Origin of the sequence: Paracoccus sp. MKU1 (assembly GCF_001447385.1) — a bacterium.
Taxonomy (GTDB): domain Bacteria; phylum Pseudomonadota; class Alphaproteobacteria; order Rhodobacterales; family Rhodobacteraceae; genus Paracoccus.
The window spans coordinates 40,957-53,582 of the sequence record NZ_LLWQ01000215.1 but is presented as its reverse complement, the minus strand read 5'-3'; the positions used below and the strand labels follow the sequence as shown (position 1 = coordinate 53,582).

The window sequence follows — 12,626 nt, the reverse complement described above, 5'->3', positions numbered from 1 at the left end:
TCGGGCCCGGCCCGGCATGGCTTACATGCTGCACTGCTCGGCATAGGCGTCGCCGTGGTCGGTCATGGCCGGGCCGATGATCTTGTTGGTCAGCACGTCGCCCTCCTTGACCACCTCGCGCACGTAATAGTCCTGGATCGGGTGCTGGTTGGGGCCAAAGCGGAACTTGCCGCGCACGCTGGGGAAATCGGCCTCGGCCAGCGCGGCGCGGAAGGCGTCGGCATCGCCCACATCCGCCTTGGCGATGGCCGAGAGCAACAGGTTCGCCGTGTCATAGGCCTGCGCCGCGTAAAGCGAGGGCAGGCGGCCGTATTCGGCCTGGAAGGTTTCGACGAAGGCCTTGTTGGCCTCGTTGTCCAGGTCCTTGGACCATTGCGCGGTATTCTTGACCCCCAGCGCGGCATCGCCCACGGCGGGCAGGATGTCCTGGCTGAAGCTGAAGGCCGGGCCGATCACCGGCTTGCCGACGCCGGATTCGGCATATTGCTTCATGAAGGCGATGCCCATGCCGCCCGGCAGGAAGAAGAACACCGCATCCGCGTCGCTGGCGCGGATCTGGGCGATCTCGCCGGCATAGTCGGTCTGGCCGACCTGGGTATAGACCTCGCTGACCACCTCGCCCTTGTAGAAGCGCTTGAAGCCCGCCAGCGAATCCTGCCCGGCGGGATAGTTCGGGGCCATGATGAACACCTTGCCGATGCCGGCATCCGTGGCATGGGCGCCCGCTGCCTCGTGCAGGTTGTCGTTCTGGTAGGAGACCGAGAAATATTTCGGATTGCAGCCCGCCCCGGCCAGTTGCGAGGGCGCGGCATTGGTGGACAGGTAGAACTTGTCCTGCGCCACCGCCGCCGGCACCACCGCCATGGCGAGGTTCGACCAGACGATGCCGGTCAGCACGTCCACCTGTTCGGACTGGATCATCTTGTCGGCGATCTGCACCGCGACATCGGGTTTCTGCTGGTCGTCCTCGATCACCAGTTCGACCTGCTTGCCGGCATCGCCCGCGTTCTTCAGCGCCAGCAGGAAGCCGTCGCGGGTATCGACGCCCAGGCCGGCTCCGCCGCCCGACAGCGTGGTGATCATGCCGACCTTGACGCCTTCGGCCTGGGCGGCCCCGGCAAGGGCCAGAGCGGCGGTGCCGCAGATCAGCAGCCTTTTCAGTTCCATGACAAACTCCCTGTGTGAAGCGACGATTGTTCGTCGCATGTTTTTATGATGCGGTCGCGGGCTGCAACGGCTTTCCAGCCCGCGACCCTGGGTCACGCCCGCCCTTCGAGCAGGCGGAAACGCTGGATCTTGCCGCTTTCGGTCTTGGGCAGCGCCTCGGTGAACACCACGCGGCGCGGATACTTGAAGGGCGCGATCACGGATTTGACGTGATCCTGCAAGCCCTTGGCCATCGCCTCGCCCGCCGCGGCGCCGGGGCGCAGCACGACATGCGCCTCGACGATCTGGCCGCGCGCCTCGTCCGGGGCGCCGACCACGGCGCATTCCAGCACGTCGGGATGGGCCAGCAGCGCCGCCTCGACCTCGGGGCCGGCGATGTTGTAGCCGGAGGAAACGATGATGCCGTCGGTGCGGGCGGCAAAGTGGAAATAGCCCCGCTCATCCTGCCAGAAGCTGTCGCCGGTCAGGTTCCAACCGTCCTGCACATAGGCGCGCTGCTTGTCCGGGTCGGCCAGATAGCGGCAGCCGACCGGCCCGCGCACCGCCAGCCGCCCCGTCTCGCCCGGCGGCAGTTCGCGCCCGTCGGGGCCGATGATCCGGGCCTCGTAGCCCGCGACCGGGCGGCCGGTGCAGGCCGGGCGGCTGTCACTGACGCGGTTGGTCAGGAAGATGTGCAGCATCTCGGTCGAGCCGATCCCGTCCAGCATCGGCTTGCCGGTCTTGGCCATCCATTCCTCATAGACCGGGCCGGGCAGCGTCTCGCCGGCCGAGACGGCGGCGCGCAGGCTGGACAGGTCGGCGCCCTCGTCCATGGCCCGCATCATCACCCGATAGGCGGTCGGCGCGGTAAAGCAGATGGTGGCGCGGTATTTCTGGATGATCTCGACCATGTTCGGCGGCGAGGCGTTCTCCAGCAGCGCCGCCGAGGCGCCGAAGCGCAACGGAAACACCGCCAGTCCGCCCAGCCCGAAGGTAAAGGCCAGGGGCGGCGAGCCGACGAAGACATCCTCGGGCCGCACCTCCAGCACCTCGCGGGCATAGCCGTCGGCGATGATCAGGATGTCGCGGTGGAAATGCATGGTCGCCTTGGGCTCGCCCGTGGTGCCCGAGGTGAAGCCCAGCAGCGCCACGTCGTCGCGGCCGGTCCGCACCGCCTCGAAGCGCACCGGCTGGGACAGGGCGGCGCGGTCCAGCTCGGCATCGTGGTTCGCCGTGCCGTCGAAGCCCACCACGGTCTTCAGATGGCGGCTGTCCTTGGCGGCCAGCGCCAGCTCGTCCATCAGCCTTGTGTCGCAAAGCGCGTGGCTGACCTGCGCCTTGTCGATGATCTTGGCCAGTTCGCCCGCGCGCAGCATCGGCATGGTGTTGACCACCACCGCGCCGGCCTTGGTCGCCGCCAGCCAGCAGGCCACCATGGCCGGGTTGTTGGCCGAGCGGATCAGCACCCGGTTGCCCGGCCGCACACCGTAAGTCTCGACCAGCGCATGGGCGATGCGGTTGGTCCAGTCGGTCAGCTCCTTGTAGCTGCGGATGCGGCCGTTGCCGATCAGCGCGATATGGTCGCCGAAACCCTTCTCGACCATGCGGTCGGTCAGCTCGACCGCGGCGTTCAGGTATTCGGGATAGTCGAAACCCTCCAGCAGCAGCCGCGGCCAAAGCTCGGCCGGCGGCAGGTTGTCGCGCGAGAAGCTATCGACATGGGCCGAGGGTCCAAGCGGCGGATTGCCTGTCATCTTCAATCTCCCTGTTGGGCGGGCCGGCCTCTTGTCGTGCCTCGGCCCGCGGGCGCCCCGCCCCCGTCAGGCGGGGATCACGGCGGTTGCCTCGATCTCGACCTTGGCCCGGTCCTCGACCAGGGCCACGACCTGCACCAGCGCCATGGCCGGATAGTGCCGGCCGATGGTCTCCTTGTAGGCCTGGCCGATGTCCTTGAGCGCCGCCAGGTATTCGCGCTTGTCGGTGACATACCAGGTCAGCCGCACCAGATGCTCGGGCCGGGCACCGGCCTCGGCCAGCACGGCGACGATGGATCCCAGCGCCAGGCGCACCTGCCCGGCGAAATCGTCGGTCTCGAATTCCTGCTGGTCGTTCCAGCCGATCATGCCGCCGGTGAACACCATCCGCCCGGTCGCGGCGATGCCGTTGGAATAGCCCGGCGTCGCCTTCCAGTTTTTCGGATGCAGAACCTCATGCACCATCGCTTGCCTCCATGAACGCGATCATCTTGCGGCGGATCGCCTCGGGCCAAGGCGCCGCCCGCCCCTCCGGCGTGACCCAGACCAGGGTCGAGACGCAGTGCAGCCTGACCTGCCCGCCGGCGCTGGCCTGCTGCGCCAGCCGCGCGCTGGAGCGGCCGACATGCTGCACCTCCAGCGCGAATTCCAGCACCTCGCCCAGGCGCGAGGGAGCCTGGAAACCGGCCTCGATCCGCACGGTCGGCACGGCGCAATCCTCCTCGATGTGGATGCGGGTGAAGGGATAGGCCAGCACCTCGGCGAAGAAGTTCTCGATCACCGAGTTCAGCATCTCGAAGTAACGGGGATAGAAGACGATCCCCGCCGGGTCGCAATGGTTGAACTCGACCTGGATCCGGCGGAGATAACGCATCAGTCATTGGCCTCCGGCGGCAGGAAGTCGACCTGGTGGCGGGCCGACAGTTCGACGACGGTCGGAATGTCGGTCAGGCCGTGCAGCGCCTCGAACAGCGCGCGCAGGTTGCCGGCGGGCGAGACCCAGAACAGCGCCCGCGCCGGCTTGTCCGACTTGTTGAAATAGCCATGCGGCACGCCGCGCGGCATCCGCACCAGATCGCCCGGCCTGGCCACCGACCAGACGCCGTCCAGCTTCACATGCAGCTCGCCCTCCTGCACCAGGATGAACTCGTCCTGCGTCGGGTGGATATGCACCGGCACGAACTGGCCGGGCTCGCTGTTGGTCTCGAAGGCGAAGGCGCTGCCGCAATCCGCCTTGGGGAAATAGCGCTGGCCGAGGATGTTCCATTCGATACCCTCGATCCCGTCGCCCTGGCGGGTGATGCCGCCGTCCAATGCCTTGTCCATGCCGTCCTCCTGTTGCTCAGCCCAGCACGCTCCGGGCGATCACGACGCGCTGCACGTCGCTGGCGCCCTCGTAGATGCGCAGGGCGCGGATGTCGCGGTAAAGCGCTTCGACCGCGAAGCCCTTGCGCACGCCGTCGCCGCCATGCAGTTGCAGCGCGGCGTCGATCACCTCCTGCGCCGCCTCGGTGGCGTAAAGCTTGGCCATCGCCGCCTCGCGGGTGATACGGGGCGCGCCCATGTCCTTGGTCCAGGCGGCGCGATAGACCAGCAGCGCCGCCGCATCGACCCTCACGGCCATGTCGGCCAGGTGGCCCTGCACGATCTGGTGATCGGCCAGCATGCCGCCGCCGGTCCGCGGCCTGCGCACCCGCGCCAGGGCTTCGTCCAGCGCCCGCCGCGCCATGCCAAGCGCCGCCGCGCCGACGGTGGGGCGGAACACGTCCAGCACCGACATGGCGATCTTGAAGCCCTCGCCCGGCCGGCCGATCAGCGCCGCATCCGGCAGCACCACGCCGTCCAGCTTCAGCCGCGCCAGGGGATGCGGGGCGATGACCTCGATCCGCTCGGCGATGGTCAGGCCGGGGCTGTCCGCCGGCATCAGGAAGGCCGACAACCCGCGCGCGCCCGGCGCCTCGCCCGTACGGGCGAAGACGACATAGAGATCGGCGATGCCGCCGTTCGAGATATAGGTCTTTTCGCCGCTCAGCCGCCAGCCGCCCGGGGCGCGCGCGGCCAGGGTCGCGGTGCTGGCCACGTCCGAGCCGGCGCCCGGCTCGGTCAGCGCAAAGGCGGAAATTGCCCGGCCCGCGCGGGTCTTTTCCAGCCATGCGCGTTGCGCCTCAGTGCCGAACAGCGAGACCGCCCCCATGCCCAGCCCCTGCATGGCAAAGGCGAAATCGGCCAGCGCATCGTGGCGCGCCAGCGTCTCGCGGATCAGGCACAGGCTGCGCACGTCCAGCGCCTCGCCCGCATCCGCGCCGCTATGGCGCAGGAAGCCCGCCTGCCCCAGCCCCGCGACCAGCCCTCGGCAAGCCGCGTCCACGTCGCGGTGATCCACCGGCAGATGCACCGCGCACCAGTCCTCAAGCGCCGCCGAAAGCTCGCGGTGGCGGGTCTCAAAAAACGGCCAGTCCAGAAAGCTCTTGTCCATCTTCCGTGCCCAAATATCCTCGGGGGTCCGGGGGCAGACAGCCCCCGGCGCTTCAGTCGCCTTCGAACACCGGCTTTTCCCTGGCCACGAAGGCGCGATAGGCGCGCTCGAAATCCCGGGTCTGCATGCAGATCGCCTGCGCCTGCGCCTCGGCCTCGATCGCCTGTTCCAGGCCCATGTTCCATTCCTGGTTCAGCTGGGTCTTGGTGATGCCATGGGCAAAGACCGGCCCGGCCGCCAGCCGCTGCGCCAGCGCCTGCGCCTCGTCCTCCAGCGCATCCGCGTCATGCAGCGCGTTCCAGAAGCCCCAGGCATGGCCCTCCTCGGCGCCCATCACCCGGCCGGTATAGAGCAGCTCGGCCGCCCGGCCCTGGCCGATGATGCGCGGCAGCATGGCGCAGGCGCCCATGTCGCAACCGGCCAGCCCGACCCGGGTGAACAGGAAGGCGCATTTCGCCTGCGCCGTCGCCAGCCGCAGGTCCGAGGCCATGGCCAGGATCGCGCCGGCGCCGACGCAGATCCCGTCCACCGCCGCGATCACCGGCTTGCCGCAGCCGATCATCGCCTTGACCAGATCGCCGGTCATGCGGGTAAAGGCCAGAAGCCCCTTCATCTCCATGCCGACCAGCGGGCCGATGATGTCATGCACATCCCCGCCCGAGCAGAAATTGCCGCCGTTCGGGGCCAGAACCACCACATCCACGTCGCTGGCATAGGCCAGCGCCCGGAAGGTGTCGCGCAGCTCGGCATAGCTGTCGAAGGTCAGCGGGTTCTTGCGCTCGGGACGGTCCAGGCGGATGGTGGCGACGCGGTCCCGCATCTCCCAGATGAAATGCTGCGGCTTCAGCCCGGCCAGTTCGGTCATTTCGCGCCCCCCATGCGTTTCAGGATCTCGGTCAGCAACTCGATGTCCTCCTCGGTCAGCCCGGCGAAGATGCGGTTCACCTCGGCCTCGTGATCGGCGGCGAAGCCCTCGAAGGCCGCCAGCCCCTCGGGCGTCAGGCTGACGAAGACCGTGCGCCGGTCGGTTTCCGAGGGCGTGCGCCGCGCCAGCCCGTCCCTTTCCAGCCGGTCCACGACCGCCGTGGCATTGCCGTTCGAGACCAGCAGCATCCGCGACAGCTCGGTCATGCTCAGCCCCTCGCGCCGGCGATAGAGCGCGGCCATCACGTCGAAACGCGGCAGCGTGGTGTCGTGCCGCACCCGCAGGAATTCGCGCAGCTGCCCCTCGGCGGCGCGGGTGACGCCCAGCAGGCGGATCCACAGCTTCAGCCGGCGCTTGGACAGCGGATCGCTCATGCCTCGCCCCCCGAAATGGCGATGGCCTGGCCGTTGACCCCCTCGGAGCCCGGCCCGCACAGCCACAGCGCCGCGGCGCTGACCTCGGCGGGCTGGATCAGCCGGCCCTGCGGATTGGTCGCGGTCAGCGCGGCCAGCGCCTGATCCCGGCTCTTGCCGGTCTTGTCCATGATGGTGGCGATGGATCGCGCCGTCATCTCGGTATCCAGGAAACCGGGGCACAGCGCGTTGACCGTCACCGGCCGCCGCGCCACCTCCAGCGCCAGGCTGCGCACCAGCCCGACCACGCCATGCTTGGCCGCCGCATAGGGCGCGACATAGGCATAGCCCCGCAGGCCCGCCGTCGAGGCCACGGCGATCAGCCGGCCCCAGCCAGGCAATTGCGCCAGCCCCTCGCGAAAGGTCAGGAAGGTGCCGGTCAGGTTCACCGCCAGCATGGCGTTCCACTGTTCCAGCGTGGTGCGGCCCAGGGGCGCGCTATCCGCCGCGCCGGCATTGGCGATGACGATATCGCAGGGGCCGGCATCGGCGAACATCGCCTTGACGCTGGCCTCATCGGTCACGTCGGCCTGCACGACACGAGCGCCGGTCCGTTCGGCCACGGCCTCCAGCGGCGCCTTGCGGCGGCCGCAGATCACCACCTCGGCCCCGGCCCGGGCAAAGGCGTGGGCCAGATCGGCGCCGGTGCCCGTGCCGCCCCCGGTGATCAGCACCCGCTTGCCCGCCATCGCCGTCATGCCCGGATCGCCTCCTGCGCGCGGCTGCGCAGCCGCAGCGCCTGGTCGCGGCCGGCCAGATAGGGCAAGGGCCAGGCCGCGGCCTCGTCCCCGGCCTCGACGGCGGCGTGCAAGGTCCAGTAGGGATCGGCCAGATGCGGCCGCGCCAGGCAGACCAGATCGGCCCGGCCGGCCAGCAGGATGCCGTTCACCTGGTCGGCCTCGGTGATGTTGCCCACCGCCATCGTCGCCAGCCCGGCCTCGTTGCGGATGCGGTCGCTGAACGGGGTCTGGAACATCCGGCCATAGATCGGCCGCGCTCCGGTGCTGGTCTGCCCGGCCGAGACGTCGATGATATCGGCGCCGGCGGCCGCGAACCTCCGGGCGATCTCGACCGCCTCTTCGGGCGTCACGCCCTCGTCCCCCACCCAGTCATTGGCCGAGATGCGCACCGACATCGGCTTTTCCGCCGGCCAGGCGTCGCGCATCGCCCGGAACACCTCCAGCGGATAGCGCATGCGGTTTTCCAGGCTGCCGCCGTATTCGTCCTCGCGCCGGTTCGACAAGGGCGAGATGAAGCTGGAGATCAGATAGCCATGCGCCGCGTGCAGCTCGACCATGTCGAAGCCCGCCCGCGCCGCCATCCCGGTCGCGGCGACGAACTGGTCGCGCACCATGTCCATGTCGGCGCGGTCCATGGCCTTCGGCACCGCATTGCCGTCCTGCCACGGGATCGCGCTGGCCGAGATCAGCGGCCAGTTGCCCTGGGCCAGCGGCCGGTCGGCATCCTGCCAGCCCAGCTGGGTTGAGCCCTTGCGGCCGGAATGGCCGATCTGCATGCAGATCTTGGCCCGCGTCTCGGCATGGGTGAAATCGACGATCCGTTTCCAGGCCGTCTCGTGTTCGGGCGCGTAGAGGCCGGGACAGCCGAGGCTGATCCGCCCCTCGGGCGAGACGCAGGTCATCTCGGTATAGACCAGCCCGGCGCCGCCCTTGGCGCGTTCGGCGTAATGGACGAAATGCCAGTCGGTCGGGCAGCCATCCACGGCCTTGTATTGTGCCATGGGCGAGACGACGATGCGGTTTTCCAGCTCCATGCCGCGCAGCTTGAAGGGCGCGAACATCGGCCGCCGGCCCTTGCGCCCGCCGGCGCGTTCCTGGAACCAGTCCTCGGCCCGGCCCAGCCATTCGGGGTCGCGCAGGCGCAGGTTCTCGTGGCTGATGCGCTGCGAACGGGTCAGCAGCGAATAGGCGAATTGCAGCGGCTCCATGTCCAGGTAACGCTCGACCTGCTCGAACCATTCCAGGCTGTTGCGGGCGGCCGATTGCAGGCGCAGCACCTCGACGCGGCGCTCCTCCTGGTAGCGGGCGAAGGCGCGCTGCATGGTCGGTTCGGAATGCAAGTATTCGGCCAGGGCGATGGCGCTGTCGAAGGCCAGCCGCGTGCCCGAGCCGATCGAGAAATGCCCGGTCGCCGCCGCATCGCCCATCAGCACGACGTTTTCGTGATACCAGCGCTCGCAGATCACCCGCGGGAACTGGATCCAGACCGCCGAGCCGCGCAGATGCGCGGCATTGGACATCAGCGCGTGGCCGCCCAGATGGCGCTCGAAGATCCTGCGGCAGGTCTCGACCGCTTCCTCCTTGGACATCCCGGCAAAGCCCAGCTTTTCCCAGGTCTCGGGCAGGGTCTCGACGATGAAGGTCGCGGTGTCGCCGTCGAACTGGTAGACATGCGCCCAGACCCAGCCATGCTCGGTCCGCTCGAAGATGAAGGTGAAGGCGTCGTCGAATTTCTGATGCGTGCCCAGCCAGATGAACTTGCAGCGGCGGGTGTCGATATCGGGCTGGAACACCTCGGCATATTCGGCGCGCACCAGGCTGTTGATGCCGTCGCAGCCCACCACCAGATCATAATCCCGGCGGTATTCCTCGGCCGATCTGAACACCGTCTCGAACCGCAGGTCGATGCCCAGCTCGCGCGCACGGGCTTGCAGCAGGACCAGCATCTGCTTGCGCCCGATGCCCGCAAAGCCATGCCCGCCTGAGACGGTGCGCACCCCGTCATGCACCACGGCGATATCGTCCCAATAGGCGAAATGGCTGCGGATCGCCTCGGTGCTGGCGGGGTCGTTCTGCTGCATCCGCCCCAGCGCGTCGTCCGACAGCACCACGCCCCAGCCGAAGGTGTCGTTGGCCTTGTTGCGCTCCAGCACGGTGATCTGGTGCGAGGGATCGCGCAGCTTCATCGAGATGGCGAAATACAGCCCCGCCGGCCCGCCGCCCATGCACAAGATCTTCATCGCTCGCCTCCCCTGCGCCTTTCCGGCCCCTTGCGGAAAACCTGCCAGCGAATCGGATTCGTTTCAAGTTTAAAGTTTCAAGCTTGAAATGATTTTCGCTGATGGCATGATACGTATGGGATGCAGCGCGGAGATACCGACATGACCACCATCGCCGTCATCGGCCTGGGCACGATGGGCCTGGGCATCGCCCAGACCTATGCCGCCGCCGGCTTTGCCGTGCTGGCGACCGATGCCGCGGCGGACGCGCGGAAAACGGCGCTGGAGCGGCTGCGCGCCGGCCTTGCGCCGCGTGTCCAGGCCGGCAAGCTGGCGCAGGCCGATCTGGACGCGACCCTGGCCCGCATCACCGTCGTCGAGGACGCCGAGGCCATGGGCGCCGCCGACTTGGCCCTCGAGGCGGTGGTCGAGCGGATGCCGGTCAAGCGCGCCCTGTTCGCGGCGCTGGAGGCCGTTGTGGCGCCCGATGCGGTGCTGGCCAGCAATACCTCGTCGCTGTCGGTGGCTGCCATGGCCGAGGGGCTGGCGCGCCCCGAGCGCCTGCTGGGCCTGCATTTCTTCAACCCGGCGCCGGTGATGAAGCTGGTCGAGCTGGTGGCCCATCCCGGAACCGGCACGGCGGCGCTGGACCGCGCCCGGCGTCTGACCGAGGCCGCCGGCAAGACCGTGATCCCATGCCCCGACCGGCCCGGCTTCATCGTCAACCGCTGTGCCCGGCCCTTTTACGGCGAGGCGCTGGCGCTGCTGGAGGAAGGCCGCAGCGCGGCCGAGATCGACGCGGCGATGCTGGCGGCGGGCTACCCCCTGGGCCCCTTCGGGTTGATCGACCTGGTGGGCGCCGACATCAACCTGGCGGCCACCGAAAGCCTTGCCGCGGCCATGGAGGGCCACCCGCGCTATCACGTCTTCGATGCGCTGCGGCGGCAGGTCGCCTCGGGCGATCTGGGGCGCAAGACCGGCCGGGGCTTTCTTTACCCGGACGAACCCGGCTCCGCCCCCGAGGACGCCAAGGCCATCGCCCTGCGCATCGAGGCGGCGCTGGTCAACGAGGCCGGCTGGCTGCTGGCCGAGGGCGGCACGACGCAGCAAGGCATCGACACGGCGCTGAAGCTGGGCCTGAATTTCCCGCGCGGCCCGTTCGAAATCCTGGCCGCGCAGGGGCATGAGCGGGTGCTGGCCCGGCTGGAGCGGCTTGCTGCCCACGCGCCGGCCCATCTGCGCCGGCGCTATCGGCCCGCGCCGGTGCTGACGCGCTGATTCAGGGCCGTGCGAAACGGGCCGCGACCTCGGCCGGGCCGACCCGGGCATGGGCGCTGCGGGCGCCGTCCAGCGGCAAGGGGCCGATCCGCGCGCCGGTGATGACGACATCGCCCCGGCGCAGCGGCAGGCCCTGCGCCGCCGCGTGACCGGCCAGCCAGGACAGGAAATCCACCGCCTCGGCCAGACTCGCCGCGGCTTCCGGGGCGGCGACGGGCCGGTCGTCCAGCCAGAGGTCGATCCCCAGCCGGCCGGCCATGCCGTCGCGCCAGCCGGGCAATACGTCGCCCAGCACGATCCCGGCCGAGCCGAAGCCGTCGGCCATCAGTTCCAGCGGGCTCACCGTGTTGCGGTCGGCAAGGCGCGGGGCGACCAGCTCGAAGGCCAGCCGCACCTCGGCGATGGCATCCATCGCAGCGGCGGCTGTCGCAGCGGCGGGCAGGTCCGCGCCAAGGATCAGGGCGGTCTCGACCTCGATACGGGCATCGGCCGGCAAGCGCGGCAGAAGGGTGCCCGAACGGACGACCCCCTGCCCCGGCAGGGCGCCGGCATGGCGGTCGCGGCCGGCCAGCAGCGCCATTTTCCACGCACCGCCACCAAGGCACCGGATCACCGCCGCTTGCACCGCATAGGCCGCGTCGGGATCGGGCGGCGGCGGGGTCAGGCCAGGCAGGCGCGGCGCGCCCCCATGGGCCGCCAGCAGGGCACGGGCGACGGCCTCGGGATCGAATGCGGCGCTCATGTCGCCACCTTCAGGCCCAGGTCAGGCATGGCGCTGCGTGGGATGACCGCGCCGGGATGGGCGACGACGACCGAGGCCAGGCGGGCGGCAAGGGCCACGGCTTCGGCCGGCGGCAGGCCGGCATCGCGGGCGGCCAGCCAGCCGGCGTTGAAACTGTCGCCGGCGCCGGTGGTATCGAGCGCGGCGATCTTCGGCGACAGCGGATGGGTCTCGATCCGGGTGCGGCCGGGCGCGCGGTGCAGCACCTCGTCCCCTCCGGTGGTCAGCACGATCTCGGCTCCGCCCAGCCCGGCCAGCAACGCCATCGCCCCGGCCGGGTCCGCGACGCCAAAGCAGCCGGCCAGATCGTCCAGCGAGGGCAGGATCAGTGTCGCCAGCGCCGCCGCGCGGGCGATCACCTGGCGCGCAACAGCGGCATCGGGCCAAAGGGCGGGGCGGTAATTCGTGTCCAGCACGATCCGGCCCCCCGCCGCCAATCGCCGTTCCAGCGCCGCCAACAGCCGTTCGCGGCTTTCGGGCAGCAGGATCGCCAGCGTGACGCCGGACAACAGCACCGTCCCCGCCTCGGCCACGGCACGCAGCGCCTCGTCGCCGTTCTGGAACATGCGCCGCGCCGGCGCCTGCTCGCGCCAGTAGAGAAAGCTGCGCTCGCCCCGCATGTCGGTCGAGATGAAGCTGAGCCCGGGGCGGCCGCCCGGCTCGGTGCCGCAAAGGTCGGCCACGCCCTCCTCGGCCATGACACCGCGCAGCCAGCGGCTCATCGCGTCGTCGCCGAGTTGCGACAGATAGCCGACCGAGCCGGCCGGCAAGAGCCGCGCCAGATAGATGGCGCTGTTCAGCGTGTCGCCGCCCGCGCGCCGGTCGAAGGTCGAGGGCGCATCGCGGCGCGCGGTGAACTCGACCAGCGGCTCACCGATGCAAAGGTAGCGCATG

At 69.6% G+C, this 12,626-nt stretch carries 13 protein-coding genes; 1 reads left to right on the top strand and 12 read right to left on the bottom strand.

Going from position 1 to position 12,626, the window contains the following annotated elements; translation table 11 throughout:
- Nucleotides 1-21: 21 nt before the first annotated feature.
- The 10 genes from AQY21_RS22965 to AQY21_RS22920 all read right to left on the bottom strand — a co-directional run bounded on the left by AQY21_RS22965 (nucleotide 22) and on the right by AQY21_RS22920 (nucleotide 9,694).
- On the bottom strand, nucleotides 22-1,167 hold the full coding sequence (locus AQY21_RS22965; protein WP_058099907.1) for an ABC transporter substrate-binding protein: 1,146 nt from the start codon (nucleotides 1,165-1,167) through the stop codon (nucleotides 22-24).
- Between the two features lie 92 nt (nucleotides 1,168-1,259).
- Nucleotides 1,260-2,900, bottom strand: a complete 1,641-nt coding sequence (locus AQY21_RS22960) for an AMP-binding protein (protein ID WP_058099906.1) — start codon at nucleotides 2,898-2,900, stop codon at nucleotides 1,260-1,262.
- Nucleotides 2,901-2,966: 66 nt separating this feature from the next.
- A complete protein-coding gene (locus AQY21_RS22955; protein WP_152988326.1) occupies nucleotides 2,967-3,365 on the bottom strand; it encodes a RidA family protein in 399 nt (132 codons plus the stop codon).
- Complete coding sequence (locus tag AQY21_RS22950; RefSeq protein ID WP_058099905.1) at nucleotides 3,355-3,774, bottom strand: thioesterase family protein; 420 nt, start codon at nucleotides 3,772-3,774, stop codon at nucleotides 3,355-3,357. Before AQY21_RS22950 ends, AQY21_RS22955 begins: the two co-directional genes overlap by 11 nt.
- A complete protein-coding gene (locus AQY21_RS22945; protein ID WP_058099904.1) occupies nucleotides 3,774-4,226 on the bottom strand; it encodes a cupin domain-containing protein in 453 nt (150 codons plus the stop codon). Before AQY21_RS22945 ends, AQY21_RS22950 begins: the two co-directional genes overlap by 1 nt.
- 16 nt (nucleotides 4,227-4,242) lie before the next feature.
- Complete coding sequence (locus AQY21_RS22940) at nucleotides 4,243-5,376, bottom strand: acyl-CoA dehydrogenase family protein (RefSeq protein ID WP_058099903.1); 1,134 nt, start codon at nucleotides 5,374-5,376, stop codon at nucleotides 4,243-4,245.
- Between the two features lie 52 nt (nucleotides 5,377-5,428).
- The gene (locus tag AQY21_RS22935) at nucleotides 5,429-6,241 is read right to left on the bottom strand and encodes an enoyl-CoA hydratase family protein (RefSeq protein WP_058099902.1); all 813 of its coding nucleotides are present in this window, start codon (nucleotides 6,239-6,241) and stop codon (nucleotides 5,429-5,431) included.
- Entirely contained in the window at nucleotides 6,238-6,675 is a 438-nt protein-coding gene (locus AQY21_RS22930; protein ID WP_058099901.1) for a MarR family winged helix-turn-helix transcriptional regulator, read from the bottom strand. Before AQY21_RS22930 ends, AQY21_RS22935 begins: the two co-directional genes overlap by 4 nt.
- The gene (locus AQY21_RS22925) at nucleotides 6,672-7,412 is read right to left on the bottom strand and encodes an SDR family NAD(P)-dependent oxidoreductase (RefSeq protein WP_058099900.1); all 741 of its coding nucleotides are present in this window, start codon (nucleotides 7,410-7,412) and stop codon (nucleotides 6,672-6,674) included. Before AQY21_RS22925 ends, AQY21_RS22930 begins: the two co-directional genes overlap by 4 nt.
- On the bottom strand, nucleotides 7,409-9,694 hold the full coding sequence (locus AQY21_RS22920; RefSeq protein WP_058099899.1) for a bifunctional salicylyl-CoA 5-hydroxylase/oxidoreductase: 2,286 nt from the start codon (nucleotides 9,692-9,694) through the stop codon (nucleotides 7,409-7,411). Before AQY21_RS22920 ends, AQY21_RS22925 begins: the two co-directional genes overlap by 4 nt.
- Before the next feature lie 141 nt (nucleotides 9,695-9,835).
- Between AQY21_RS22920 and AQY21_RS22915 the strand changes: the two genes are divergently transcribed.
- Nucleotides 9,836-10,951 carry a 3-hydroxyacyl-CoA dehydrogenase gene (locus tag AQY21_RS22915; RefSeq protein ID WP_058100059.1) on the top strand — a complete coding sequence of 372 codons (1,116 nt, stop codon included), beginning with the start codon at nucleotides 9,836-9,838 and terminating at the stop codon, nucleotides 10,949-10,951.
- 1 nt (nucleotide 10,952) lies between these two features.
- Here AQY21_RS22915 and AQY21_RS22910 read toward each other — a convergent pair whose 3' ends face one another.
- A complete protein-coding gene (locus AQY21_RS22910) occupies nucleotides 10,953-11,693 on the bottom strand; it encodes a fumarylacetoacetate hydrolase family protein (protein ID WP_058099898.1) in 741 nt (246 codons plus the stop codon).
- Entirely contained in the window at nucleotides 11,690-12,625 is a 936-nt protein-coding gene (locus AQY21_RS22905) for a sugar kinase (protein ID WP_058099897.1), read from the bottom strand. The genes AQY21_RS22910 and AQY21_RS22905 overlap by 4 nt, the downstream gene beginning before the upstream one ends.
- Between the last annotated feature and the right edge of the window lies 1 nt (nucleotide 12,626).

Coding starts and splice junctions, on each gene's coding strand:
- AQY21_RS22965 (WP_058099907.1), bottom strand. CDS start 1,167: ATGGAACTGAAAAGGCTGCTGATCTGCGGCACCGCCGCTCTGGCCCTT.
- AQY21_RS22960 (WP_058099906.1), bottom strand. CDS start 2,900: ATGACAGGCAATCCGCCGCTTGGACCCTCGGCCCATGTCGATAGCTTC.
- AQY21_RS22955 (WP_152988326.1), bottom strand. CDS start 3,365: ATGGTGCATGAGGTTCTGCATCCGAAAAACTGGAAGGCGACGCCGGGC.
- AQY21_RS22950 (WP_058099905.1), bottom strand. CDS start 3,774: ATGCGTTATCTCCGCCGGATCCAGGTCGAGTTCAACCATTGCGACCCG.
- AQY21_RS22945 (WP_058099904.1), bottom strand. CDS start 4,226: ATGGACAAGGCATTGGACGGCGGCATCACCCGCCAGGGCGACGGGATC.
- AQY21_RS22940 (WP_058099903.1), bottom strand. CDS start 5,376: ATGGACAAGAGCTTTCTGGACTGGCCGTTTTTTGAGACCCGCCACCGC.
- AQY21_RS22935 (WP_058099902.1), bottom strand. CDS start 6,241: ATGACCGAACTGGCCGGGCTGAAGCCGCAGCATTTCATCTGGGAGATG.
- AQY21_RS22930 (WP_058099901.1), bottom strand. CDS start 6,675: ATGAGCGATCCGCTGTCCAAGCGCCGGCTGAAGCTGTGGATCCGCCTG.
- AQY21_RS22925 (WP_058099900.1), bottom strand. CDS start 7,412: ATGACGGCGATGGCGGGCAAGCGGGTGCTGATCACCGGGGGCGGCACG.
- AQY21_RS22920 (WP_058099899.1), bottom strand. CDS start 9,694: ATGAAGATCTTGTGCATGGGCGGCGGGCCGGCGGGGCTGTATTTCGCC.
- AQY21_RS22915 (WP_058100059.1), top strand. CDS start 9,836: ATGACCACCATCGCCGTCATCGGCCTGGGCACGATGGGCCTGGGCATC.
- AQY21_RS22910 (WP_058099898.1), bottom strand. CDS start 11,693: ATGAGCGCCGCATTCGATCCCGAGGCCGTCGCCCGTGCCCTGCTGGCG.
- AQY21_RS22905 (WP_058099897.1), bottom strand. CDS start 12,625: ATGCGCTACCTTTGCATCGGTGAGCCGCTGGTCGAGTTCACCGCGCGC.